We start from the raw sequence: 26,315 nt of genomic DNA, 5'->3' as shown, positions 1-26,315 counted from the left end.
CGTATATCTATCTCTATTGTTTTACAGCTCCTGCTGTCAGACTGCTAATAAAATACTTTTGCAAGAAAAGGAACAAAATAATCAAAGGCAAACTGGAAACAATCGATGCTGCCATTAGATCATTCCAGACGATTTTATAAAATCCGTTCAACTGCCCGATTCCAACCGGCAAGGTCTTCATATTATCAGAGGTCGTGAGAATGAAGGCAAACATGTACTCATTCCATCCGACGATAAGCGAATAAATAGCCGTTGCAGCCAATCCTGGTAAAGACAATGGCAAAATAATCTGCACAAACGTACGAATCTTGCCGCAGCCGTCAATTTTCGCTGCTTCATCCAGTTCTTTGGGTATCCCTTGGAAAAATCCTAACATCATCCACGTACAAAATGGGATAGAAAATGAAATATACACGACGATTAGGCCTAAATGCGTGTCAATCAAACCTAACTTCTGCAGCACTTTATAGAAAGGAATCAACAGCATAATGGATGGGAACATCTGAGTAATGAGCAAAAACGTCAGAAATGACCCTTTTCCCCGAAAGTTGAACCGCGATGCCCCATATCCCGCCAAGGCAGAGAATACTAATGAAATACCGGTTGACACAAGCACGATATACGTGCTGTTCATAAAGTACGTGCCGAAAGGATAGTCCTTCCAGATTCTTGAGAATGCTTCGAATGAAATATGCTCCGGAATCCACTGAGGTGGAGTCACCATAACTTCCTGTGCTGGTTTTAACGCGGTAGACAGCATCCACAAAACAGGAATCAAAACAAGCAGTGAAGCAAAGATCAAAATGGCGTACATGGAAGAGTTGAACAACAAATTTTTCCCTCTACTCGTTGGCACTGCTGAACACCCTCCTATAAACATATCCGATCAAGAAGCATACGAAGAAAACGATGACAGCCATCGCTGCTGCTTTACCGAAATCAAAATATTGGAACGCTTGCTTAAAGATATCGATACTGACTACATTCGTAGCGTCTCCTGGACCGCCTTCTGTCAAAATCCATATCATCGTGAAATGCTTGAACCACCACACTGTATCCAAAATCAAGGTTACTAACAGCACTGGCATAAGCCCTGGAACAGTCACATAACGGAAAGATTGCATTCGATTACAACCATCGATTTTGGCCGCTTCATAGGTATCCTGCGAAATGGATTGAAGACCTGCCAGCACCAAAAGCATGACCATTGGATAGCCTTTCCAGATACACACAATGGTAACTGCGATAAAAGCAAAGTAAGTGTCTCCAAGCCAAGAAACCGGGTCAGAAATGAGATGAAGATCCATCAAAATATAATTAAACAAACCGTACATCGGGTTGAACAGCCATTTCCAAAGCAGACCTACAACGACTTCTGGAAGAAGCCAAGGGAGAATCAGAATCGCTCTGAAAAAAGTGCGCCCTCGCAGGTCCATATTTAAGACCAAAGCAAGAATAATACCGAGGATAAAATGTCCAACAACGGTAAAAAACGTATACTTGAGTGTTAAAAAGATTTTCCCGACAAATTCCCAATTAGAGAAAATATCGATATATTGATGAATGCCGACAAAATCCCATATGTTAACGAGATTAGTGTTAAAAAAACTGATATATGCGCCATAGATCAAGGGATAAGTCACCAGCAACAGCAAAATGATTGCCGCTGGTGATACAAATCCATAACCAGCCCACTGCTCTTTCGATACGGTATGCTTCACGTTGTCCTCCCTAAAAATAGAAGGGGGGAGCCCCCCTCTACCTAATTCTGATACTGCTTACTTGCCTTCCTTGCCGATCAGCTCATTTGCACGGTCAGCCGCCTTTTTAGCAATTGAATCCACCGTCATTTTAGAATCGGTAGCCAACAGAGTTTGATATTCCTCGGCTACAATATCATAAAATTGTGAATAGGCAGAGAATGTAGGCGTTGAATAGGCAAACTCTAATGCCTTCACAAAGCCTGCTTTTTCAGGAGTAGACATTTGCTGGCTCTTGCCCGCTTCGATCTTCGTAGGCAAGGTTCCGGTTACATCATTCATTTTCAAGGCATTTTCTTGACTCACTAAAAATTTTAAATAATCTGCAACCGCTTCCTTGTTTTTGCTTTGAGCGGATACGGAATAGCCAAGTAAACCAAATGTTGCTTTATGCTCTTCCTTTTTCGGTATAGGAGCACTATAGAGCTTACCTTTCAGCTCAGGGTTTTGTGATAAAATCGTACCGATAGCATTCGGGCCGCTAATGATCATCGCTGCTTTACCTGTCGCCATCAAACTGGCTGCTTCAGGAAAACCTGTTTCCGTTACACCAGGTGGAACTACATGGTACTTATTATTTAGATCTACGTAGAATTGCAGTGCTGCTTTGGCTTTAGGCGTATCTAGATCGGTGACCCATTTGCCGCTTGCATCTTTACGGATTTCTTCCGCTCCAAAAGAACGCAGTACAGGCAAGAAACGAGTCCCTCCTGAGGTGTTGCGCGTACCAATGAGCGCGAATCCCCATTGATCCGTTTTTCCATTTCCTTTCGTATCCTTCGTCAGCTTTTTAGCCGCCTCGAGGAAATCATCCCACGTTTCCGGCGCCTTAAGTCCTTCTTTCTCAAACCAATCCCCTCGGTAAATCAAAGCTTGAGGAGTCGCTGTCCAAGGAAGCAACTGCAATTTGCCATCAATGCTTGATTCCTGAATCATATTGGGATAAAACTCTTTTAAATAATCCGCCCCAAACAGCTTCGTCAGGTCTTCCGTAATGTTCATTCCATAAGCAGTCCGCATAAACTCAGGTGTACTCGTAAATGCATCAGGAAGATCTGAAGCCGCAGCAAGCACCGATATTTTTTTGTACATTTCATTCATTGGAACACCAACAAACTCAATTTTGACATTAGGGTGCTGTTCCATATATTTATCTGCAATCGACTTCTCAGCTGGTCCCCCTGGTGTTTCCGTTTGTGTAGCTGACATGATTTTGAGCGTAATTACACCTTTTCCTTTGTCCTTGGTGCTGGCTCCAGCTGATGGTGCTTCTGATTTCTGTCCACTGCACGCGGTAATACCAAGCGTTAGCGCCAAGATAGAGCTAGTCCAAATCATACGTTTACTTTTCATTTTTTCAACCCTCCGTTTTGGAATACAAACTGTATATATTGCTAATGGAGGACAATTCCACAATAGGCTTTAGTCCTACATCTAACAAACACAATGGAAATGCGGCATTCTCTTCATGGTTATGTATGTAGAATTAAACAATTCGCGGACATCTTGTAACATGTCATACATGTTACAGCGAGAAAAAGAAGTGCTTTTAACGGCCCATTCTTTCCCGGATTTTAAGCATATTCTCGTCCATGCCCTGTTTAATATTAGCTTTGACTCTTGCACTATCTCTATTCCGCAGCGACTGAAATTGCTCAATATGCCCTTGCAAACTTTCTTCATTAACCCCCAAGACCCGGTTCAACTCCTCCAAATAATGATAAAATACATCCTTGGTGTTTTTCATCACCATAAAAAGAATATCATTCTTGGAAGCCTTCGCAATGGCAAGATGAAACTCAAAATCAGCCTCTGAGTACTTCTTGTAATCATCTTTGTTTGCAATCATTTTGTTGAGAGCGTTCTCAATCTGAAGCATATCTTCCTCATCGGCTCTTTGAACAGCAAGTTCAATGCATTTGAATTCAATCGTCTCACGAAATTCCGACATGTCGAGAATCTCTTTCTCGCTCAAATTCATTTTGGGAATGAAATTGTCGACCATATTATCGTTGATCGATTGGGACACAAAGGACCCCTGGCCTTGGCGTGTTTGAATAATGCCGATCGCTCTTAACTTTTGAATCGCACTTCTTACACTCACCCGGCTTACATTAAACATTTGACACAATTGATTCTCTGAAGGAATCTTGTCTCCTGGTTTCCATGAACCGGATACAATATTCGTTTTCATCTGATCATAGACCTCGTCCACGATATTTTGCTTTTCGATTGTTTGGATACGCAATTCATACACCGTTTAGTTATGACATGTCATACAAGTTGTTTCGTTTTTTATAATAGCAGATATTTCATAATTAATCTAGAGGGAAAACCAATTTTACGCATCCCTCCAGCCTTAGCCGCTGGCGCAGGCTCGAGATAACGATAACGAATCGGTAACCCACATCAATCTGCCGAGATCTGTAAGTGCTTTTGCTGCTACCTTTGTTTATATGATGTTAGGTTTCCCGGTAAGCTCCACCATTCTTTGCTCCAGTCGCGATTGATCTGCCGCAAAACCAATCAAATGCCCGCCGATCGATTATCGCAATGCCAGACGCTTGCCCGCCCCAGTTGGCGCATTCTCCGGCCGGAATTGCAGCAGACTTCCAAAGCTGCTTACTTTCACTGGCCGGGTATCTGCTTTCATCCAGGCCAAAATGTCCAAATCGCGGCAGCTTTTAGCCATCAGCAATCTTCAATTCTTAACCCTCAATTTCTTCTTAATCTTTCCGGCCATGACCTCAAGCAGAATGGCAAAAATCAGAATGAGATACGTAATCGCTCCGATTTCCCTCACATCATAATAATAGGAGCTAGCCATGAAGAAATCATACCCAATTCCTCCGGCACCAGCTGCTGCACCCATGGCTAACGCTACGGAGAAGTTGATCTCAAATCGCATAAACGTCCATGAAATCAAATAGGTGATCGACGAAGGCAGAACGGCTTGAAATACGATTTGAATCCAATTAGCACCACTGGCTTTCAATGCTTCTATGACTCCTTTATCTAACTCTTCGAATGATTCCGAATATGTTTTCACGAGATAACTGACAGAATGGAACGTCATCCCAATAACCGCAGCCACACTGCCCAATCCCGCAGCAACGGCAAAAATTAATACCCACAGAACAGTTGGTACCGCTCTAATAAAAGCAACTATGCCTTTCACGACGACGGAAAGTGTCGGATTGGATAGATTAGTGGCGGCCATTAAACCGAGCACCAAAGCAATGATAGCGCCGAACAACGTTGTCAGAAATGCCAATCCGAGGGTGATAAATAAGTAGGTAACCGCTTCGATAAAGGTAATGTGTTTAAAGTGCGGCTGAAAGAACATCGTTGTAAGCGTATGGACTGTCGATATAACAGCATCTAGAAATTGAATGTCCTTATAGTCAAAAGTTGCGAATGCATATAGCGTCAATACGACGATTGACGCCATGGTCAGCCGAATCACTGTCTTTTGTTTGTTGAACGGCTTCTTCATTGCCAGTTCCTCCATGGTCATTTACATGATCACCTTCCTGATGTAGGTTGAAACCGTTTCTATCACAAAGATAGCAAGGACGAGAACGAGGACAACTAAAGATGCAGCGCTGAAATTAAGACTCTTGTAATACAAGTTGAAAAGAAAACCAATACCCGTGCCGGTTAGAATGCCTATTAAAGTAGCCTGGCGAATGTTCGTTTCCATCATGAACAAAATCCAACTGATCAGCTGTGGGATGCAGGCTGGAATAACTGATTGCGAAATAATGGAGAAATAGCTCGCTCCTGTAGATCTTAATGCTTCTACCGAACTGCTGCTTACTTCGTCAATCGACTCCGTGAAGGCGCGGGTCAAAAAGCCGAAGGTGCCAAAAAAAAGCGCAAAGTATCCAGTCAGTACATTTTGACCGAAAGAAATTAGCAATATCATCGACCATGCGGATACATCAATGTTGCGGAATACGGTCGCGACCGATCGGCTCACAAAACCGAACACGCCTCCTACCCCAGTCGTATGCGAGCCTGCAATAGCGAACATCAAGGCAAATAAGGCTGCAACGGCAGTTGCCGCTATAGATACGAGAACCGTCTCAGAGATACTGCTGATTATAACGGGAAGCCGTTTCAACGACTTTTCGTTCGGATAAAAATTGTTGAATGCCCAATCGGCCGCCTTAGGTATAGAAGTAAAACCTTTGATGACGTCATAGTTCGTTATGAGTATGGCAATTAGAGTTATGGCTAACAATAAGGCACAATAAAGCAGCGTCTTCAAGCGCTTTCTGGCAAAGAAATTATCTTGCATAACTGCCCTCCAGCTCTTCTAGCTCTCCCAACTCTTCTTGATGCTCATGAACCTCCGAACCGTAAATTCTGGATAACTGCTCGCGATTGATTCCTGACGGATGACCATCGTAAACGATGGATCCCTTGTTTACACCAAGTATCCGGTCTGAGTATTTCAATGCTGTATCCACTTGATGCAGGTTGACGATAACCGTGATACCCATCGTGGTAGAAATATTACGCAGATGATCCATGATGACCTTGGAGGCATTAGGATCTAACGAAGCGATCGGCTCATCGCACAGCAGTATTTTGGGATTCTGCACAAGCGCCCTGGCAATCCCAACTCTCTGCTTTTGTCCACCGCTCAGTTGATCACACCGCTTGTAGATTTGCTGTTCTAGTCCGAGTGTTGTCAAAATGCTAAAGGCTTGATGCTTCTCCTCTTTGGAGTAAAGCCCCAGAATCCCTTCCAGTGTGGACTTATAACCAAGCCGCCCGTGCAAAACATTTTCGATGACTGACAGTCTATTCACTAAATTATAATGCTGGAATACCATGCCCATCTGAGTTCTCAGCCGTTTCAATTCGTTCTTCTTACTTGCCAAAATATCGACGCCATTAAATAAAATTTCGCCACTGCTTGCATCAATCATGCGGTTAATACAGCGAAGCAATGTGGATTTACCAGCCCCTGAGGGGCCGATAATCGACACAAACTCGCCTTCTCTCACAGCGAAATTAACATCAGATAACGCTTTTGTATCCGAACCATACTGCTTGGATACCTGCTTGAATTCCAGTAATGTTGTCATAGCTGCTCCCTCAATCGGTCCGTTTGGCAAGTGATCATACCTTCTAGTTGTAGAGTGTTCTGATAGGATTGAAAAATGCGTCATCTACGCTAAGGAACTTTTCTTTGCCAGTCTTTTGCTTAAACATGCCTGGCTCCTTCGAATCTTTAGGAATGAAGATCAATGGGTTGTTCGTTACCGCATCGGATGTGAGGGCATCCTTTATTTTCTTCGTGTCTTCTACACTTACCGTACCTGTGTTAATAACAATCGGTTGATTCAGTACAGGTGTAACCGAAATGACTTCGAACTCTTTACCTACCTGTGTATTAAACGGTTCTGCTGCACCTTGTTTTACTTTGTATACCGCACCAGGCGTGTTTGCCGTCCCTGAGCTCAGTTCGATATAGTTAGCCACGCAAGTATCGCAGAAGGCAGCTACATCCGCTTTACCCATTAACAAATTAACTGCCGATCCTTGGTGTGTTCCTCCAAAAAGCACATCGCTAAAGAATTTATCTTTGCCGCCTATAAGCAAATCATCCACAGTCAGAGCCTTATATTTGTCTTTTTTCGTAAAATAGGTAAGGATTCTGCCTGAAGGGACTTTAAATCCGGATGTAGAGGAGTTGGATACGAACGAAAACTTTTTACCGACAATGTTATCCATGGAATAGATGCTGCCGACCTTATAGGCATCCCCATCCCCTTTACGCACGTTTAACCAACTATTATAAACCGCATCATTCAATGTTCCTGACTCCCCGCTCGGAACGACTAGCGGCTGAACCTTCTTATTCTTAGCATTCGCTTCAACGTAAGCTTGCGCTCCCGTATAGATCATATCTGCACTGCCGCTGGCAATAGCTTCGATAGCGATCGTGTAGTCAGTCGTCGTTTTGTGCTCTACCTTTTTGCCAGTTGCGGCTGCAACAACTTTCCCAATTTCGTCCCGTGAAACTTTCATGTCTGCACCAGATTCATTAGGGAACCAACCGATCGTGATGGTATCCTTCGTCTTTACCGCTTTTGTGTCATTCTTAGCATCATCGGCTTTCACACCACAACCTGCTGATACAGCTACCAAAGATAAAGAAATCATGAGCGTTAACATTTTCTTTTTCATAATTAAAATGCCTCCCTTAATAATTTTAGTTTAAAATGGCTATTTTATAATAATGAAACAAGCATACGTTCAAGTTCTTCAGGAGATATGTGCGCAGGATTATTATCCATTCTCCCTTTCGTATAAGAGTGAGACACAACCTCGCGGATTCCCTCGACTGTAACGCCATATGAGCTAAGACTGCTTGACAATCCATATAGGGTATAAATACTTCGAATGAGATCATCTACTCCGTCTACGTCCGCTGCTCCAAATGCACTAAATAATTGATCCGGTTCTATTAATGAATCCTGATTATGTCTCAAAATGGTCGTTAGCGTTATGCTGGCAGCGACACCATGATCAATGCCGTAAAGCATCGTAAGTGGATAAGATATCGAATGGCAGGCCGTCGTCCTCGTATTGCTAAATGCCAATCCGGCCATCAAACTTGCCACGGATAACTGCTCTCTCCATACCAAGTTAGAGGGTTGCTCGATTAATAATGGAAGCGTACGCCGAATTCGCTCGATCGCTTGCAGTGCGTAAACACGAGTAACTGTGTTGGTATGAACAGACCAATACGACTCGGTCGCATGGCACAAGGCATCTAGCGCTGTAGCAACGCTTAGACGCAGCGGCATCGTCACGGTCAACTCTGGAAGAATTAAAGCTGCGCTAGCATACAGCCGCTCATCCGAAACCGAATATTTGCTTCCACATTCTTCGTCCCATACGGTTGCCCAGCAAGTAACCTCAGAACCCGTTCCCGATGTCGTCGGAATACCGACCCACGGGGTGAAATACGGCTCACTGCGATACCCCTCATGTGTAATAGCTTCTCGCACTTCGGCGACTGTAGATAACTTCTTTGGTTGTAAAGCCGACAGCACTTTAGCAGCATCCATGACACTGCCTCCGCCAATGGCCACAATAAGTTCATACTGGAAAGGCTCAGTCTCCTGTTTCAGCTTCAAAATATCTGCCACATTGGGATTATTCAAGGTTACTTCAATGAATAACGTTTCCTTCTTAGAGAGTGCATTCAAGACAGGCTGTAAACAATCACTCTGCTCAACGCCCGCCTCTCTTGCAAGAAGCAATACTCTCTTGACATCTGCATAACGTTTGTTAAACAACTCAGCGAATGCTTCCGCCGATTCTGTTCCTAAGAACACAGCTACCGGATTATAATATTGGTTCATCTCATTCCCCGATCCAAGCCGCTTCGTTCAAGCTCTTCAATAACAAGAGGCAGCTGCGTGATTGAGCCGATAATATAGTCTGCTCCTGCTTCCTCGAATGTTAGTCTCGTTTGATTCATGCGTTCTGCAAGTTCATCAGGATGCAAGCTCTCCACTTCAGTCTGCGTTAAACCCAACTCACTACTTCCTAGTATGATAGCGACCGTCCATACCCCCGCATTCCTGCCTTCATGAATATCGGACACCGTATCTCCAACCTTGATGACTGATTTCGGAGGATAAATACCAAGCTCCACTAAGTTCTGGAATATCATATTTGGATAAGGTCGGCCAGCCTTGACTTCATCCGATGCGATCATGCAGTCGGGCGAATATCCCTTCCGCGCTGCTTCCGGTACGATGACCGCCATCATACTTGCTGTATATCCGGTCGTCGACCCGATGGCAATCCCCGCATCACGAAGCTGTCTCACCGTTTCTAAAGCTCCCGGAATCGGATCCGTGTAGGTTTTTAACGATTCCATCAATATCGCTTCGAATCGGACATAGAGACGATCAACATCCTCCTTGACAGCTTGCGTGCCGAATACATCGCCCCAAGTGTTTCTTACTCTTTCCATCTCCAAAATAGCTTGAATATGATCCCATTTCAGTAGGCCCATTGGAATCCTTGCTTCCCGATCTGTGATCGGTACCCCCGCTTCTTCAAAAGTTTGAATAAAGGCATGCATCGGCGCGAAGCAGCCATAATCAATCACGGTTCCAGCCCAATCGAAAATAACTGCATTAATACGTTCCTTACTAATCAACTTGATTCCTCATTTCTTGGTGGCTTTAATATTTTCAAGTATAAAATAATATCCCGCAAACAAGCAATACATTTTGCTATTTTTTACGTATTTTTAACAATTATATGCTGTTATTTGCTGTATTTAACACTGAGAAAACATAATAAAAACGCAAGACATAATATGCCTGCGTTTTTATTGGTGTAGGATCCCATTGGTCATCTTTGCTTTAACGTTTAGGAACGGTCCGTTTCTCAACAAACTGCCTAGGCGAGCAGCCGAAATGCCTTTTGAATAATTGATAAAACTGGGCTGGACTGGTAAACCCTACTTTGCCGCTAATTTCAGTTACAGACCACGCCTCTGTTAGCAAGAGCTGCTCTGCTCGTTTCATTCGGCGCATCTGGACGTAGGACGTAAACGTCATCCCCATTCCTTTTTTGAACAGCTTGGCAAAATAGCTGCTATTATAGTTCAGCTTGCTGCTTATATCCGCAATTTGGAAAGGAATTTCCAACTGTTGTTCGATATAGACAAGTGCAGGACGCAATTTCTCCGCTAGCTGTGGATCCATCGGTTTAATGATGTGGGTATCATCAATTTGAATTAATGTGTACATGAGCTTTTTCAAACTGGCATTTATAGAGAGCTCGTAGCCCCGCGGTTGTATGGTCATATCGAGCAGCATCTGATGGATAAGTTGGTAAATGACCTGCATGCTTGCCGGATATTGGCGCAGCGTTTCATTGAACTGTGTTAAATTAGCCGAGCGGCCGGTAAATGCGGCGAAATACGAAAGCAAGGATGGATCCATAAAAGCAGCCATATCAACATGACAGACGATATACAGCAGATCGTCATGTCCATGTTTGTGGGATCTGTGCAGTTCATTGGAGCCGAGCAGCACCACATGACCAGCTTGCAGATGATAGTTGAGATGTGTTGTTTCCATCGTCAAGGTACCTTGCAGCACAGCGATCAACTCCACCTCTTCATGATAGTGCCAGGGCCCATATTGATCGGATAGTTGGCTGGGATGATGCAGGGTCCATATTTTCATTCGGAAATTTGGATCTTCATAATCCACATGTTCTTTATCGTAAGCTGTCAGATTCACGGGCACGGGGATCCTCCTGCACTTCATTGTTATTCCCATCATATCATGGATATCCGTTTTCAAGATAATTAAAGCTTATATCAAGAGGCATTTTGGTCTGTACTCTTTTAAAATAAAGAGAAACCTACATTCCGAAGGAGCGATAGACGATGCATGAGATTGAGACACTCCCCGATGGCCATGATCTTAGACTGCCTGCTTGGGGACCTTATACCAAACAATACATGGGTATCTCCCATATCAGCGATCAAGCGCGAGGCTTGCGTTTTGATCTTAGTTTAATGCCTGGCTTCTACAGGAGAAAAATGGATATTCCCAGCGTATTGTGGGAATCCGGCTATCATCCATGGGAGGCAACGGCGGATTACAGCTTCTTCTCCCACCGCCATGAGCTTGAATGGAAAGATCGCGTCTATACCGACATCTCCTTCAGCCGTATCGCCGATCAGTGCCGTCTGATTCGAGTATCCCTCGTGAACCAAACCGAGCATCCGCAAAACTTGGTACTGCACTGGATGGCTTCGCTTCAGCCGCCTCGCCTGCTCGGGCACGGCGATGTTCAGGTATGTGCAGAGGCGCAGCTGCCTGAGGGCGCTGTGTGGGTTGATGCGCTAGATTATAGCGAATTGAATTTCGCACACCCGCGACCGTCGGACGGCTTGGCCTATGACGGTTTTCTTAGGGGGGAAACTCGCGGCCAGCATTTTACGGGAGGGTCCGCAATAGGAGGCAGCTTCGGTGCTGACCAAGGGGACCTTCTGCGTTATGAGATAAACCTCGCAGAGCCTTTAAAGAACGGTGTGTTTTTACTGCGCTACCAAACGGAGCAAAGCGGGGAGCTTGAGCTTCAAATTGGACATCAGACATACCGATTCCATGTAGAAGCTTCCCACTCCCTCAGGGTTGCCCGTCTACCGATCGGGACGCTTGCAGCAGGAGACTTCACGCTCTCCTTATCTGCTTGCGGCTCCGGTCCCTTGGTGCTGGACGGCTTTACCCTACTCGAGCACAACGCTGCCGAGGAGGTTGCCTTTGTCGACCGGCCCTGGCACATTGAGCCTGAATTGCTGGAAGGGCCTGTTCCTGGCAGCCTGATCCTCCGATATAAAGATTGCCCGTATCATTACGGCCTTTTGTGGAACTACCCCCATGTCGAGATACGGCAATACAACAACGACGAACTGGATCGGTATGCCCGTCATACGGTGCATAATCACGTTGATGCCGTCTTGCAGGGGAATGGAAAGGGACACTTTACGAATGTGTTCATGCGTCCCATTCATGTCGTACCCGCTTCATCGAAGATCCTTCATGGCATGGTCTGCTCTGGGACGTACGAAGAAGTGCTTGCCTCCCTAACAGCGGTTTCGCTGGATTACGACGAATGCGAAGCCATTTATAAAGCTGAACATGCGAAGTTAATTCCGCCTCCCTCCTATGCTGCTGGCGACACCTATACGTTTAGCCAGCAGCTTATGCGAGCTACGCTGCTAACCAATACAGTCTTCCCTGTCTACACCAAACGCAGGTATATTCGCCACAGTACGCCAGGGCGCTGGTGGGATTCCCTATATACATGGGATTCAGGGTTTATCGCACTCGGTTTCTCCGATTTGGATGCAGGGCGCTCCATCGATTGCTTGAACGCTTATATGACAGAACCTGGTGACCGCCAGGCTGCCTTCATTCATCATGGCAGCCCGGTGCCTGTGCAGCATTATGTGTTTCTTGAGCTGTGGAACCAAGGGCAGTCTCTCGCCTTCTTGCATCATTTTTATCCGCGATTACGTCAATACTACTTGTTCCTGGCCGGAAAAATTAACGGGTCTACTACTGGCCTACTGCGCTCCGGACTGCTCAAGACATGGGATTACTTCTATAATTCCGGGGGGTGGGACGACTATCCGCCGCAAAAATATGTGCATGCGCAAACGCTGGAAGCAACAGTTACCCCTATTGTGACAACGAGCCAGGCCATTCGTATTGCTAAAATCCTGAAAATGGCTGCCGCAATGTCGGAGAATTGGCAGGAAGACATAAGGGACTACGAGCAGGATATAGAACGATGGAGTCATGCTTTGGAGAAGCATGCGTGGGATGAAGAAGCCGGTTATTACGGCTATGTCGTGCATAGCGAGCAGGGTGAGCCAGAAGGCCTTCTCCGGCACAGCTCCGGGGCCAACTACAATATGGGGATGGATGGGCTTTATCCGCTTGTTGCCGGCATCTGTACCAAATCGCGTGCGGATCGCCTAGTTGCCGCGCTGTTCGATGATAAACGTTTATGGACGCCAATCGGCCTGTCCACCGTTGACCAAAGCGCGCCTTATTATCGGGCGGATGGCTATTGGAACGGCGCGGTTTGGATGCCGCATCAATGGTTTTTCTGGAAAACCATGCTCGATTTGGGTTACTCCGATCTTGCTTCCCGCATCGCGGATACTGCTTTAGACTTATGGAAGCGTGAAACCGAGGCCACCTACAACTGTTATGAGCACTTTATCGTGCAGACAGGTCGAGGCGCAGGATGGCATCATTTCGGCGGTTTGTCGGCTCCGATCATCAATTGGTTTGCTGCTTATTACCAACTTGGCAAAGTTTCCACTGGTTTTAATGTATGGATGCTGCAGATGTCCTTTAACGAAAGCTATACGGCGTATCAGGCGGAATTTAACTATGCAAGTAAAGCGGAACAAGCCTTCAGCATCGTGGTCAACATGGCAGAAGGCGTACACTATGAAGTAGAGGGAACAGGGTGTACCGTGCAGTGGACGATTAACAAGTGTGGTGGTGTAGAAATGTACATTACCGATTGCATGCCGCAGGCCGCTGTGCAGATCCGAGCGTATTAAATGATTTTTACGCAACAGAACCCGCCTATCTTTGGCGGGTTCTGTTTGTGTTATTTTTTATCTCATATAGATGGAATCTTAACAATCACTGTCGTTCCATGACCAAGTTGACTCTCTATCTCTACCCCGTAATCCTCTCCAAACAGCAGCTTTATCCTATTATTAATATTGGAAAGCCCTATATTTTTCCCTTCTAAACTGTTTCCCACTCTCTCCGAATAATCCATATGCAGTTTCGCTTTCATGCGTTCCAGCTCATCTTGTCCTATCCCTCTCCCCGTATCCGCTACTTGAAAACAGATATCTCCATTCTCGTCCATATTGCCGCTTACACACAGCTGTCCTCCTGCGTCCATACTTTCGAGTCCATGATAGACGGAATTTTCTACAATGGGCTGCAAGATCATTTTAGGTGTTTTCATACCTAATAGCTTGTCATCAACCTTAACTTCCAAAGAGAACTTGTTTTCATATCGAATGGAAATAATATTGAGATAGGCCTTAATGCATTGAATTTCTTCACTGATTAAAACAAGTTCGCTCTTTTCAATACTATATCGAAAAATCTTTGACATACTTGAAGTCATCTGCGCGATTTCCTTACTGCCGTATTCTAGACCGATACTACTAATGCAATTTAAAGTATTATAAAGGAAATGCGGGTTGATTTGACTTTGCAAGGCAGAAAACTCTGCTTGTTTTTTACTCAATTCCGCCTCATATAATCTTGCCTGGGTACTAATAACATGACTCGTCATCTCTTCCATATTGTCAATCATCCTATTGATATCATAGGCCAGAACGCCAACTTCATTGGTTGAACGTACCTTCACCCGAAAGCTCCTGTCGCGATTTCCAATTTTCTTCATATCTGAGACAAGCCCCATCACAGGTCGAGTCAGATTGTTTAAGAAAAAGTACCCCAGAATCATCATACTAATTATGATTCCAATTCCTGCAATAATGCTAATATTCTTAATCGCCTTCATATCCGTTGTCAGTTCATGCACCGGTATCATACTTACGATCCGCCACTCGTCCGCCTGCCTCAAGCCTTTTGCCTGTACGATGACATCTTCTCCATTGATTTTGGTTTTTACCCCATTCGTTAAACTTTGATTATCTATCGAAAGAATCTCCTTGAATAAATTGCTATGCAATTTTGCATGATTTGACGCGATGACCTCATTTCGGCTGTTAAGGATATACAAAGCTGAATTAGGCGTTAATTCTGTGTTTTCCACAAGGTCTTGTATCTTATCCATATTCACCATTACGGAACAATAGCCTGTCTTTTTAGAAAATTGCACCCCGCCAATCGCCTCAATAATGGGTGCTATATAAAAGAAATAGTCATTTCCTGTTTTTTCGTCCTTTAATAAGTTTGTAAATTCCCCTTTAACAACGGTCTCACTCTCATTTTTAAATGAATTAATAAAATGAATATACTGATTTGAAAACGTAATATCACCGTTGGCCGTCGCTAAACTGGAAACTCTTCTTCCTTGATTATCCGTAATCACAATGCCATTCAAATAAGAATTAAATAACCTCATATATTCAATGAGATCAATGACATAAGTGCCAATTTCAAAGCCCCTCTTATAGTCATCATCTGCAATGGTAAACTCCTGTACCCATTTATTATCGACAGCTATGTTCGTACTGACTTTAATATCGTTAAAAACAGAATCGATCTTTTGGCGAGTTTGTTCTATGATCGTATTCCCATAATTTACAGCTCTCTTTTGGGTTAAATTATAAAAACTATAGTAGGAATAGACTTCCATGATTGTAAATATGAAAACCGAAAATAAAAATATCAGTAAGATTTGATGTTTGAGTTTCAGTCTACTAATCTGCAAATCTCCCCACTCCAGTCAACTTTTTCTGAATTTCGTAGGCGTTATCCCACATTGTTTCTTAAATACTTTATTGAAATAATAATAGTCAAAATAACCTACTTTAGTTGCAATTTCTTCAATGGACAACTCTGATCGCTTCAATAGCTCACAAGCTTTTTTGATTCTCAAATCGGTTACATATCCCGAAAAGGTTTTGCCCAAAACTTTTTTGAACAGTTGGCAGCAGTACACTTGGTTAATCAGAAATTTGACAGACAAATCTTTCAGATATAACTCGTCCTGATAATGATTGTCGATGTATTTCACCATCTGGGCAAAATAAGCGTTCTTATCGCTTTCATGCATGGACTGGCTGTTTAGTTGCTTTAAGTATATGAAAATGTCATGTAAAAAGCTGCATAAGGACTCAAAGTTTTCAAATCGCTCTTTCAGTTCAGAGTAATTGAGGAAATCAAGCTCCATGTCCTTCAACTCTTCGTAATAGGTGCCCACCAAGCTGCTGACCACTTGATTCCATAAATAAACGACTTCTCCCATGCCTAAATGATGCAAAGTGAAGAAAATCTTCATTTTCTGAATGATGTCATCCATGTCTTCAAACTTTTTCTCTTTCATACTAGAAGCAATGCTATCTATAAACGGATTAACCAAACTAAGCTTTGGCTCATATTCAAATATCCCTTTATCTTCATTCAAAAATGTTTGTGAAGCTGCAAGATCGGATTCCTTGATTAGTTTGGACATTTGATCATAATTCGTAGAAATGGAGCTAATTCCTATTGATTTTATATGCGAATCTGTGAATATGGCAGTATCCAATTGCACATCCAACTCTGATCTCTTATCACTTTTGAGAATGTACATTGTCTTTCTTGAGCCAAATTCAACTTCTAAGGTATGCGCTGCATCGCCAAACTTAATGGCTTGACCATCCTTTTTCTCACGATCGGAATACACGATAACGACACGCAAATAATCGTCCGATGTACGATCAAAAAATGGCGTCAAACGTTTTAAATCACTTTTGTCAGGTGCGGTAAGCGCCTCTAAAATAAGGTTATTTCGAAGGCTTCGCTTCTTGGAGAAGTGCAAGGCCAGCTTTTCAATTAAGGGATCTGCCAACTCCATATCTAAGGGTTTGAGACAATAATCCAGCGCACCATATCTTATGGCCTCTTGTGCGTAAGCAAACTCGGCGAAACCGCTTACAACTACGAAGTCAACATCCAATCCCCTGTCTTTCGTCATCCTCATAAGATCAAGGCCGGAAATTTCAGGCATTCTAATATCTGTAAAGACGAGATCAGGAGATTCCTCGGATATGAACTCAATCGCCTTATGGGCACTTGTAAATTGACCTATGATTTCGAACCCGTATTGCTGCCAGTTAAAGGCATTCCGTATTCCTTTTATCGCCCAAGGTTCATCATCAATAATAATTACACTATACATAAGTACCTCCATGATCGTTGATCATTGCACAATTGTTATGTTTCCACGCATATAAATAATCTCATCAAAGGAAAAAACCTAGGCTAGTGCCTAGGTGTAAAGCTTAACTGCTGATTGCGTAAATCACAAGAGAAGGTTACTATGAACCGGCCTCTTTACATACTTGCATCAGTTTGGTACTAGTTTAATATAATCAAGTAACAGATGGTAGGCTGAGCTTGAACCATTTTTACCTGCAATATTAAACTTGAAAGATTTATTGCCTGCCGAGCTGAAGGTTATATTGGCCACATTCAGTTCCGCGTAGTTTAATCCAGTTGCATATAAATCCTGAACCGAACCGTGATTTACATCGTTTACCGACAGCTGGAACTGCCCCCTGTTGGGTCCCTTTTTCACACCGACCCTTACACTATAGCTGCGTGCCTCAGGCACATTCACCGTGTATGTCACATAGTCATTGACTGCATCAGCTTCCAACGCAGTTCCATATCCACCGCTCAGATTGAGGTCCGGACCGGACCCATTTCCGAAATTGGCGTGTTTGTCGCCCGAGGTTGCGCTTATACTTAAATTTTCTGTTTCATATTGGCTGCTTTGAACTGAAATATTATCAAATTTTGCAGTTGAATCAAATGTCCTAACACCTACCTTACCCCCAATATGGGTTGAATCCGTCACACTAATCTTAGGTGTAGTCATGTCACCAACATAAACCTTAATGAATTCATCTTGTGCAACAATTTTAACATGATACTTTGTATTAGCCGTTAAGCTCATAGTAGCAGTGGCAAGCGATGTCCAGTTGTTGTTTGCCTTCCCGATCAGCACCTTCTGATTAGGAACATCGAGTCCAGCATAGTAGCCTTGGTAAGCATCACTACCTGTTCCAGGATTTGATACCCTAAATACCAGACCCGCATTGCCGGTCGAACCTGGTGTCACATCAGCTTCATAAATCAAATCTGAGAAATTGGTGTCCAGAAGAGCTTTGGCACCTGGATTTGATGCTATATGATACTGACCGCCTGATACTGTCCATGTACCGCCATATTTGGTCCACCCTGTATCATTACCGTCATCAAAGTTATCTTCCACTGCCATTTCGACTGGTATAATCGTATTATCTGCATTAAACTCAAATTTATCGAATGCCAGTACGCGTTGTGAACTACTCAGATAACGCTTATGGTAAACAATGTACCACTCATTGGTTGTAGGTGACTGAACAATACCATTATGACCAGGTCCATCTGCTGTTGTAGAATCCGTATGCAGCATAATACCTTTTGGCACAAAAGGCCCTGTTACAGAGGTGGAAGTTGCATACATGACCTTATAAGTTGAATCTGCCCATACACCGGCAGCATAAGTCATATAGTATATCCCGTTCCTCTTGAACACTTTAGGCGCTTCAAAATAATCATTATCACCCGTTTTCGTGGGAGTAACTTTCTTATAGACGGTTCCGTCAGGCCATGTTCCCAGAGACTTCATGTCCGCGTTAAGCTTTACAACATTGCACTCGCCCCAACTGCCATAATACATATACGCCTGACCGTCATCATCAATAAATACATCCTGATCCATCGGACCTGCGCCATTTCTTACAACATTGATAAGGGGTGCGCCAATCGCATCGGTATATGGACCTTGTGGATTATCAGCCACTGCAACGCCTATTCCGCCTAATTGTCCATCGCCGTTGATTGCGTTAGCAGCAAAATAGATGTAATATTTTCCATCACGATAAGCCCCGCTCGGTGCCCACAACGAATGTTGCAACCATGATATATTGGCCGAACTTATGACATTAGAGTATTTTGTCCAATTGACCATGTCCGTTGAAGAGAAGATGTCCACCGATTTTGCGCCAGTGCCGGATTCACCAACTTGAGTCGCACGCGTCGGATACACCCAATATGTGCCATTATAAATCTGTACATCAGGGTCTGCATAATAGCCATCCACAAATTGTGGACCAGAATGAATCGGAGCTGCATAAGCTAGTCCCGGCAAAGATACAAACAAGCAAATGACAATTGAAAGGCATACTAATACCAAATTAGATTGTTTGATTTTTCCCATGAGACAACCTCCTTTTTTGACTGAAGACAACGGCTTATATGATTTGCTAATGTTCTTCCAATTACTTCTTATTTGCTTGCATTGCCTTGTAGATTTTCACATTTTCATCCGTAACTGCCTGCCCGCCTGCTGCCAGGTATTCTGCAACCAACTTATCATACAAAGCATCAAATTCTGAAGGCTTACAGACGATCAGTTTATCCGTCATTAGTTTGTTCATATCCCCAAGTGTTTTGCCAAACTTAATATTGGACTCATTTGGCGTATCAAAGAAGAAACTGGTGTACGTATCCGTCGTATTGATTTTGTATGATTTTTCTGCAACATCTTCAAGTCCAGGAGCCGAAGCAGCTAAAGCCTTAATATTTTTCTGAGGGTCGCCAAGCTCCACACCATTTACAACCAATGTATAATCAAGATTTAGATAACTCGGTTGCATATTGTCCCCTGTTTGATTAATAAGCTGCGGAATCCCATTCACCATCTTGTGGTTAATTCCTTCTTGACCATATTGAAGGAAAAATAAGTTTTTCGGGTCGGCCATCCAGTTTAAGTATTTAATAGCCAACTCTGCATTCTTACTGGTCTTCGGAATTATGACATTGACGCCATTTTCGTTATAGGCGATTTTCTTATATTTACCTTCGTAATTTTGAAAAATGTCAATGGGGACATAGTTTGCGGTAGGCACATTTGCTTTTAATGGCTGACTGATATTTTGTCTTAATGGATAATCCCAGTTTGCACTGAAAAATCCGATTTTTCCGTTTGTTAGATCAGCATCCGCTTGCTTGGCTGTTTTGTCTAATGCAAAATCAGGGCTGATTAGTTTTTCATTGTAGAGCTTGTTCAGAAACTTCAGCGCATCCTTGTTTCCAGGTCTTAACCAGCTGAACGGAGCAGTAACAAATTCTTCCTCCGACTGTTTCCCCCAGAAAGATTCGCCTAAATTTCCGTAGTTATAATTCAAACCAGTTGCAGCTAATCCCCACGGGATAACGCCATTCACGCCTCCCGGATTTTTATCTCGGAATGCCACTAAAGTATTATATAATTCATCCCTCGTCGTAGGAACAGGCATCCCTAATTTATCGAGCCAATCCTTTCTAATAAACATACCATTCCATGCCAGTGAAGTTCTTTTGGAAGGAATTGCCATCTGTTTTCCATCAAACAGTCCATAAGAAAGAACGGTCTTACCCAAATAATTCGTTAATTCTTTGCCATGCTTAGCCAATAAATCATTCAATTGAACAATACCATTCACTTTGGCATATCTGGATACGGTTGGGCTGTCATATGTGAATGAGATATCAGGTGCCTCACCTGCTGCCATCAATACATTAAGCTTGTCAATTTCTTGAGATCTAGGTACCAGAACAAATTTCACAATCGCATTATTCTGTTTACCAAAATTATCATTGATATACCTGGTCCACGTATTATTGTTCAGATCTGGCTGTCCTTGTACGCCTCTGTCAAATACTTCAACCGTTAGGGTAACCGGGGGACCTGATGGTGTTGCAGCGGCAGTTGAAGCTGCTGGTGATGCCGATTGGCTTACTTTATTACTATCGCTTCCACATCCTGCCAAAGCACCTAGTAGTAGTGCCGAAACCGGTAGTAAAGCCAACATTTTTTTCATTTTCATTTTTATGACCTCTCTTTTATCATTTTCAATTGAAATCATTCCTATCAATCCTACCTACTTTGTCCAATAACCACCACCCTTCACTCCGCCCCATTATCCCTTAATTGCCCCCGTCATGACGCCATCCACAAAATATTTTTGAAGTTTCGGGTAAACAACTAAGATTGGAACGGTTGCAAACATAACACTTGCAGCTTTCAGTGACTCCGGAACAATATAAGCTCCAATACTGCCTTCACCTTGCTGGGTATCTAGCTGTTGGTTCGCCGTGATGATTTGGTACAGCTTTAATTGCATCGGATACAGATTCTTATTAGTGATATAAAAAAGCGCATCCTGAAAACCGTTCCATCTGTCCACCGCGTAAAAGAGGCTTAACGTTGCTATAGAAGGCAAAGATAACGGAAGAACAATTCGTACGAGGATCCCCAGTTCATTACAACCGTCAATCGAGGCCGACTCTTCCAAGCTTTCCGGAAGTGATGCAAAAAAAGTTTTTAGGATGATTAAATTGAAAACACTCATAGCGCCTGGCAGAATTAAGCTCCACATCGTATTCATCATATCCAGATTTTTCACAAGCATATAACTAGGTATTAAACCTCCACTAAAATACATGGTGAATACCAGAACTGTTAAAATAAAGCTTCTTCCCTTTAACCTTTGCTTTGTAAGGGGATATGCTGCGCAAATCGTTAAAAACATACAAACTAGTGTATAGACAATGGTCAGCACAATCGTGTACCCAAGTGTATAAATCATTTCAACATCGCTTAGAATCGTTTTGTATGTTTCAAGGGTAAAGCCTACCGGCCAAAGTGTGACCTTCTGAGAAATAATTGCCTCATTCGAGCTAAAAGAAAGCGATATCATATATAAAAATGGAACTAAACAGGTAATTGATACAGCAGTTATGAATAAAACAATACTTATATCGGTGAAATTAATTCTTTTTTTTCTACTCAACAAACTCACACTCCTTACCAAATTCCCTGCTCACCAATTCTTTTGGCAATGTAATTGGCTGCCACTAAAAAGATTAACCCTACAACCGATTGAAACAGTCCCACGGCTGTTGCCTGCGAAAAATCGCCAGATCCAATGCCAATCCGATATACATAGGTACTGATCACATCGGAGTACTCACTTACCAGTGAATTCCCCATCACAAATGGCCGATCAAACCCGATCGAGAGCATCCTGCCGATTTGTAAAATTAGCAAAATAATAATCGTAGGTTTAATACCAGGCAAAGTAATGTGCCATATTTTACGAAGCCTGCTGCATCCATCGATATCAGCCGCCTCATACAACTCCTTATTGATGCCAATGATGGAAGCCAAATAGATAATGGTACCCCATCCTACGCTTTGCCATATCCCAATAGCTACATACATGATCAACCAATTCGTTTTTTGCGAAAGGAACTCCATTTTTCCAATCCCGATGCTTGATAAGACTGTATTCGCCATCCCACCTGAGGAAAATAGCAGGTACACCATACCGCCAATAATGACCCAGGATAAGAAGTGCGGTAAATATAAAATCGTTTGGGTCACTTTTTTAAATCGAACATACCGGATTTCACTCAACAATATGGCAAGGATGATGGGTGCAGGGAACCCCGCTACCAAATCCAGAAGGTTCAACACAAGCGTATTGGTAAGCGCACGGTAAAAACTATTTTGTTCGAAAATGAATTTGAAGACATCAAGCCCAACCCACTCACTGCCGCTAATTCCCTCAAAAATGTTATAATCCTGAAAGGCCATCAACACGCCATAGATGGGTGCATATCGAAATATGAGGATATACGCCATTGGCAACAGTAAGAGGAGATATAGGAGTGAATCTCTTTTTAAGCTATGTAGAATACTGTTCTTTTTCTTAATTTTGATATTCTCTCTATAGTTTTCTAAAACCGCTTTCATTTGTACCGTCCCTCTCCAACTAATTTTTAACAACCGAACCTCCTACGAAATAATTTGAGCAAAAATCTTATAAAGAGTTCTCATGTGAAGAATTATACGCTCATGAATTTTTATTAAAATGTAATTTTATAAATTATTTTGGTAATAATTTTATATTCGCCCCTTTATTATTGTCCCATCCTGTCGGGTGACAAATAAGTTTTGAAGTGCAAAAAGCCAGCAAACACAAGTGTTTGCTGGCTTTGCTTCTTCATCTTGATTGACGGTATTGATTTGGCGTCATGTTGACGAACCTCTTAAATATTTTTATGAAATAATTGTCATTTTCGAATCCTACTCGTTCACCAACCTCGGTGATGGACAGCATGGTATCTTTCAAAAGTCGCTTGGCTTGCTCCACCCTATATTGTTGGATATAGTTGATAATGGTTGCACCTTTTTTCTTCTTGAATAATGCACTTACATAATGAGGATCAAACGACACGTACTCCGCCAAGCTTTTAAGCGTGATTTCCTCGCTGTAATTAAGATGAATATAATCTATTATTCTATTTACATCCCGATTCGATGTATACACTACAGATGCTGCCCGCTTCAAAGTCAAACAGGTTTCTAGTGTCTCGTCCAACATTCGCAACAATTCAGCATGGGTAGATGCTCTATAGACGATTTCTTGGTCTACTGAAGCCTCTGAAAATTGTTTTTGGTACATGCCTATAATGACTAGTCCCGCTTTTTTTACATGATGGTAGTCGGTCCGTGCCCTCGCATAAAGTCCCCATCTGCCAGCAAGCACTCTGCGAAATTCACTCCACTTGCCATGATCTAGCAGAAGAAGCAATGCCTTCTCTTCCTCCCAACGAAGATCAGCAAGCATACTGTCCGGTTCGATATATGGAGTCTCATCTGCATACCATGCCTCGAGCAGGGCTCCTCTCAACTTTTTCCATGCCTGCCCCCACTCTATTGTTGGTACAAGACTGCTGCTAACCAAATTTGGGTAGTTCGTTGCACTTGCTATCTGAATAGGTGCCGGGTGCCAGTAAAACCTGCTCTCCTGAAACTCATCCAAAAATCGATGAACCTCAGTGTCCACAGCGGCAGCAGGAAATTCAGCTTGTCTGGAAGCACTCGCCCAAATTTGCACGTAAGGATAGAACCGCTCAATTTCAAGATCTAACGAACCATCTGTCACTTCTTTACCGTTGACGATATTCTTCCAAACCTTCTGATACACAGATTGGACAACTGCTATATTTTCCTGCTCCTTAATTTTATTGTATTGCTCCTTCTCGTCCAGTTCGACACGTAGTTTCACAAGTTTCTGCTCCAACTCCGGAATACTCATGGACAGCTTTAATATATAGCTCGATGCACCAAATTCAATCGCTTGACGCGCGTACTCAAAATCATTCATGCAGGTTAGCATAATGAATTTGGAGTCCACCCCTTCTTCCCGCGCTCGTTTTAAAAGTTCCGTCCCGTTCATCTCCGGCATCATAATGTCGGTGATAACAATGTCAGGTTTTCGAGAAAGAAGCATTTGAAGCGCTTCACGCCCATTGCCACTCTCACCAATCACTTGGTAACCGATAGCTTCCCAGTTCACTTGCTTTAGCAATGTACGTCTAACAAAAGGCTCATCCTCGACCAGAAGTACCGTTCTCATCATAGAGCTTCTCCTCGATAAGGGTTGGATATTAATAGAGGAAATTCAATTCTAACAAGCATCCCTGGTAGAAGCGGAACGAGCTCAAGCTTCCCTTCTTGCCGGAACAACAATTCCAAACGCTCCTTCAAGTTAGCCAGGCCAATTCCTTTTCGCTTCCTGTCATTACGATTTAAGGATGAATCTGGATTCATACCATTATCCGCAACCTCCACGACGAGCTTATTCTCTCTGCAGAAAATAGAAATTTGAATAAGCCCCCCACTGCTCCTGTACATCATGCCATGCAAGATGGCGTTTTCTACTAATGGCTGCAGCGTCAATTGAGGAACAAGCACGTAGTCCAATTGCGTTTCCACCTCTAGTTGAATGGCAAACATATCTTCATAACGTATAGATTGAATATAGATATAAGCATGAAGTAATTCCAACTCGTCTTTGAGGAAAATGAGTTCCTTCTCTGAACAGAGGCTTTGTTCTAGGAGTTTCCCCAGTGCCACGCAAACTTCACTAATTTCTTTTTGATCTTTATCCATTGCCTGAAACTTAATCATATTTAACGTATTTAATAAAAAGTGAGGGTTCATTTGGGATACGAGCATCTGGAAACGAACGGCTTCTTTCTGACGCTCTTCCACTCTAAGACGCTGAATCAACGATCGAATATCTTTGACCAGGTTGTTAAACGTCTTGACCAATTCAAGCGATTCTCCTACATATTTATGCTCAGGAAGAAGTGTATTAAAGTTTTTACGAACCATCTCACTCATTTTCATCTGAAGAACTTGCAGAGGTCTAGTCATAGCTGAGGAAATTACAAACGTCATCCCAATAAAAAGGAGAACGAATAAACCAAAAGTGGCAAAGATGGAACGTTTAATTGCGCTAATATCCCCTATATAGGATTCCATGGAGACCATACTAATCATGGTCCATTGCAGGCTAGGGATTGGAGAGGAATTGATGATTTTCATATCCTTTGATGTATGCACAGAGGAGTCGGATCGTATAGTATTATTATTTATAGTTGGAGGGAGCTGCATGCCCTGGTTGGTTTGAACCACAACAACGCCCGATGAATCCATAATGAAAGCTTCTCCTTGTATCAGTAAGTTTTTAGTAGAACGCTGGAGCCAGGTTTCCACATCAAAAGTTAGCCGAATTCTAGCATACGGGTCACCGGACCGCGTTTGAAGAATGGCGTACAGGGAGAGGGCGCCTCCTCTAAAGCCAATTGAATTAATTTTCCATGTGGATAGCATGTCTTTTTCCTCAAGGTTAGCGAAAACAGAAGGCATATCCAAATCCCTCTCCTGTTGGAGATTTGACAAAGGAAACTTGAAAGACTTGCCTTTCATATCCTGTAGAGTATAACTGACAAACTCATTCTGTGGTACCAATTTACTGCTGCTTGCAGCAATCCGCCCCATAATTTTCTCATCTCGTTCTGGGTTCGAATCAGCCAAAGTTAACAACACCGTCAACTCCTCATCCTTCTCGAGCTCCAAATAGCGTTGAAGCATGGCAAAGCGTATATCCTCCAAATTACTTTTCAACAGATTAACCTGTGTCTGATTCTGTTTATGTAGTCGGTTTATAATCGTATTTTCCATTTTGTTGTAATTGTAAATTTGCAAAAATGTAAACGGTGCCACAATGAGTAATAGAAAGGCAAAGAATAGCCGGTATTTCAATTTTTTAGGTATCCATTGTTTTAATCGAAACACTGGCACTTCACTCCTTCCTTATCTCAT

Annotated in this window: 21 protein-coding genes; 1 reads left to right on the top strand and 20 read right to left on the bottom strand. The window is 42.9% G+C overall.

Annotated features, from left to right (window positions below; genetic code table 11):
- Positions 1-13 precede the first annotated feature (13 nt).
- The 12 genes from LOZ80_RS36615 to LOZ80_RS36560 all read right to left on the bottom strand — a co-directional run bounded on the left by LOZ80_RS36615 (position 14) and on the right by LOZ80_RS36560 (position 11,059).
- Positions 14-856 (bottom strand): carbohydrate ABC transporter permease, encoded by an 843-nt coding sequence (locus LOZ80_RS36615; RefSeq protein WP_238169082.1) that lies wholly within the window; start codon positions 854-856, stop codon positions 14-16.
- Entirely contained in the window at positions 843-1,721 is an 879-nt protein-coding gene (locus LOZ80_RS36610; RefSeq protein ID WP_238169081.1) for a carbohydrate ABC transporter permease, read from the bottom strand. Before LOZ80_RS36610 ends, LOZ80_RS36615 begins: the two co-directional genes overlap by 14 nt.
- Positions 1,722-1,778: 57 nt before the next feature.
- On the bottom strand, positions 1,779-3,113 hold the full coding sequence (locus LOZ80_RS36605) for an ABC transporter substrate-binding protein (RefSeq protein WP_238169080.1): 1,335 nt from the start codon (positions 3,111-3,113) through the stop codon (positions 1,779-1,781).
- 196 nt (positions 3,114-3,309) lie between these two features.
- Positions 3,310-4,008, bottom strand: a complete 699-nt coding sequence (locus LOZ80_RS36600) for a FadR/GntR family transcriptional regulator (RefSeq protein WP_238169079.1) — start codon at positions 4,006-4,008, stop codon at positions 3,310-3,312.
- A 297-nt stretch (positions 4,009-4,305) separates the two neighbouring features.
- On the bottom strand, positions 4,306-4,452 hold the full coding sequence (locus LOZ80_RS36595; RefSeq protein WP_238169078.1) for a hypothetical protein: 147 nt from the start codon (positions 4,450-4,452) through the stop codon (positions 4,306-4,308).
- A 9-nt stretch (positions 4,453-4,461) separates the two neighbouring features.
- Entirely contained in the window at positions 4,462-5,277 is an 816-nt protein-coding gene (locus tag LOZ80_RS36590) for a PhnE/PtxC family ABC transporter permease (protein WP_238169077.1), read from the bottom strand.
- On the bottom strand, positions 5,278-6,063 hold the full coding sequence (locus LOZ80_RS36585; protein WP_238169076.1) for a PhnE/PtxC family ABC transporter permease: 786 nt from the start codon (positions 6,061-6,063) through the stop codon (positions 5,278-5,280).
- Positions 6,053-6,859 carry a phosphonate ABC transporter ATP-binding protein gene (gene phnC, locus LOZ80_RS36580; protein WP_238169075.1) on the bottom strand — a complete coding sequence of 269 codons (807 nt, stop codon included), beginning with the start codon at positions 6,857-6,859 and terminating at the stop codon, positions 6,053-6,055. Before phnC ends, LOZ80_RS36585 begins: the two co-directional genes overlap by 11 nt.
- Positions 6,860-6,902: 43 nt before the next feature.
- Positions 6,903-7,964 carry a phosphate/phosphite/phosphonate ABC transporter substrate-binding protein gene (locus LOZ80_RS36575; protein WP_238169074.1) on the bottom strand — a complete coding sequence of 354 codons (1,062 nt, stop codon included), beginning with the start codon at positions 7,962-7,964 and terminating at the stop codon, positions 6,903-6,905.
- 44 nt (positions 7,965-8,008) lie between these two features.
- Positions 8,009-9,148 carry a phosphonoacetaldehyde reductase gene (locus LOZ80_RS36570; protein WP_238169073.1) on the bottom strand — a complete coding sequence of 380 codons (1,140 nt, stop codon included), beginning with the start codon at positions 9,146-9,148 and terminating at the stop codon, positions 8,009-8,011.
- Positions 9,145-9,954: a phosphonoacetaldehyde hydrolase gene (gene phnX, locus LOZ80_RS36565; protein ID WP_238173216.1), complete on the bottom strand. Its 810-nt coding sequence runs from the start codon at positions 9,952-9,954 to the stop codon at positions 9,145-9,147. The genes LOZ80_RS36570 and phnX overlap by 4 nt, the downstream gene beginning before the upstream one ends.
- A 211-nt stretch (positions 9,955-10,165) precedes the next feature.
- Positions 10,166-11,059: a helix-turn-helix transcriptional regulator gene (locus LOZ80_RS36560; RefSeq protein WP_238169072.1), complete on the bottom strand. Its 894-nt coding sequence runs from the start codon at positions 11,057-11,059 to the stop codon at positions 10,166-10,168.
- Positions 11,060-11,202: 143 nt separating this feature from the next.
- Between LOZ80_RS36560 and LOZ80_RS36555 the strand changes: the two genes are divergently transcribed.
- Complete coding sequence (locus LOZ80_RS36555) at positions 11,203-13,905, top strand: MGH1-like glycoside hydrolase domain-containing protein (protein ID WP_238169071.1); 2,703 nt, start codon at positions 11,203-11,205, stop codon at positions 13,903-13,905.
- A gap of 62 nt (positions 13,906-13,967) precedes the next feature.
- Here LOZ80_RS36555 and LOZ80_RS36550 read toward each other — a convergent pair whose 3' ends face one another.
- The 8 genes from LOZ80_RS36550 to LOZ80_RS36515 all read right to left on the bottom strand — a co-directional run bounded on the left by LOZ80_RS36550 (position 13,968) and on the right by LOZ80_RS36515 (position 26,288).
- Positions 13,968-15,770, bottom strand: a complete 1,803-nt coding sequence (locus tag LOZ80_RS36550; RefSeq protein ID WP_238169070.1) for a sensor histidine kinase — start codon at positions 15,768-15,770, stop codon at positions 13,968-13,970.
- Positions 15,771-15,785: 15 nt separating this feature from the next.
- The gene (locus LOZ80_RS36545) at positions 15,786-17,222 is read right to left on the bottom strand and encodes a response regulator transcription factor (RefSeq protein ID WP_238169069.1); all 1,437 of its coding nucleotides are present in this window, start codon (positions 17,220-17,222) and stop codon (positions 15,786-15,788) included.
- A gap of 168 nt (positions 17,223-17,390) precedes the next feature.
- Positions 17,391-19,310 (bottom strand): family 43 glycosylhydrolase, encoded by a 1,920-nt coding sequence (locus LOZ80_RS36540; protein ID WP_238169068.1) that lies wholly within the window; start codon positions 19,308-19,310, stop codon positions 17,391-17,393.
- A 61-nt stretch (positions 19,311-19,371) separates the two neighbouring features.
- Entirely contained in the window at positions 19,372-21,000 is a 1,629-nt protein-coding gene (locus LOZ80_RS36535; RefSeq protein WP_238169067.1) for an extracellular solute-binding protein, read from the bottom strand.
- Positions 21,001-21,054: 54 nt separating this feature from the next.
- Complete coding sequence (locus tag LOZ80_RS36530) at positions 21,055-21,927, bottom strand: carbohydrate ABC transporter permease (protein ID WP_443146996.1); 873 nt, start codon at positions 21,925-21,927, stop codon at positions 21,055-21,057.
- Between the two features lie 14 nt (positions 21,928-21,941).
- Positions 21,942-22,892, bottom strand: coding sequence for an ABC transporter permease (locus LOZ80_RS36525; RefSeq protein ID WP_238173214.1), 951 nt, complete (start codon positions 22,890-22,892; stop codon positions 21,942-21,944).
- Positions 22,893-23,142: 250 nt separating this feature from the next.
- The gene (locus LOZ80_RS36520) at positions 23,143-24,564 is read right to left on the bottom strand and encodes a response regulator transcription factor (protein ID WP_238169066.1); all 1,422 of its coding nucleotides are present in this window, start codon (positions 24,562-24,564) and stop codon (positions 23,143-23,145) included.
- Positions 24,561-26,288: a sensor histidine kinase gene (locus LOZ80_RS36515; protein ID WP_238169065.1), complete on the bottom strand. Its 1,728-nt coding sequence runs from the start codon at positions 26,286-26,288 to the stop codon at positions 24,561-24,563. Before LOZ80_RS36515 ends, LOZ80_RS36520 begins: the two co-directional genes overlap by 4 nt.
- Positions 26,289-26,315: the final 27 nt, after the last annotated feature.

It is taken from the genome of Paenibacillus sp. HWE-109 (genome assembly GCF_022163125.1).
Classification (GTDB): domain Bacteria; phylum Bacillota; class Bacilli; order Paenibacillales; family NBRC-103111; genus Paenibacillus_E.
Note: the sequence above shows the minus strand (reverse complement) of the source record. Positions and strands in the feature narration are given on the sequence as shown.

Excerpts from the sequence above, each read along its gene's own strand:
- LOZ80_RS36520 (WP_238169066.1), bottom strand. The coding sequence starts at position 24,564 with ATGATGAGAACGGTACTTCTGGTCGAGGATGAGCCTTTTGTTAGACGT.
- LOZ80_RS36540 (WP_238169068.1), bottom strand. The coding sequence starts at position 19,310 with ATGGGAAAAATCAAACAATCTAATTTGGTATTAGTATGCCTTTCAATT.
- LOZ80_RS36535 (WP_238169067.1), bottom strand. The coding sequence starts at position 21,000 with ATGATTTCAATTGAAAATGATAAAAGAGAGGTCATAAAAATGAAAATG.
- LOZ80_RS36555 (WP_238169071.1), top strand. The coding sequence starts at position 11,203 with ATGCATGAGATTGAGACACTCCCCGATGGCCATGATCTTAGACTGCCT.
- LOZ80_RS36595 (WP_238169078.1), bottom strand. The coding sequence starts at position 4,452 with ATGGCTAAAAGCTGCCGCGATTTGGACATTTTGGCCTGGATGAAAGCA.
- LOZ80_RS36570 (WP_238169073.1), bottom strand. The coding sequence starts at position 9,148 with ATGAACCAATATTATAATCCGGTAGCTGTGTTCTTAGGAACAGAATCG.
- LOZ80_RS36590 (WP_238169077.1), bottom strand. The coding sequence starts at position 5,277 with ATGACCATGGAGGAACTGGCAATGAAGAAGCCGTTCAACAAACAAAAG.
- LOZ80_RS36525 (WP_238173214.1), bottom strand. The coding sequence starts at position 22,892 with ATGAAAGCGGTTTTAGAAAACTATAGAGAGAATATCAAAATTAAGAAA.
- LOZ80_RS36575 (WP_238169074.1), bottom strand. The coding sequence starts at position 7,964 with ATGAAAAAGAAAATGTTAACGCTCATGATTTCTTTATCTTTGGTAGCT.
- LOZ80_RS36605 (WP_238169080.1), bottom strand. The coding sequence starts at position 3,113 with ATGAAAAGTAAACGTATGATTTGGACTAGCTCTATCTTGGCGCTAACG.
- phnC (WP_238169075.1), bottom strand. The coding sequence starts at position 6,859 with ATGACAACATTACTGGAATTCAAGCAGGTATCCAAGCAGTATGGTTCG.
- LOZ80_RS36545 (WP_238169069.1), bottom strand. The coding sequence starts at position 17,222 with ATGTATAGTGTAATTATTATTGATGATGAACCTTGGGCGATAAAAGGA.
- LOZ80_RS36585 (WP_238169076.1), bottom strand. The coding sequence starts at position 6,063 with ATGCAAGATAATTTCTTTGCCAGAAAGCGCTTGAAGACGCTGCTTTAT.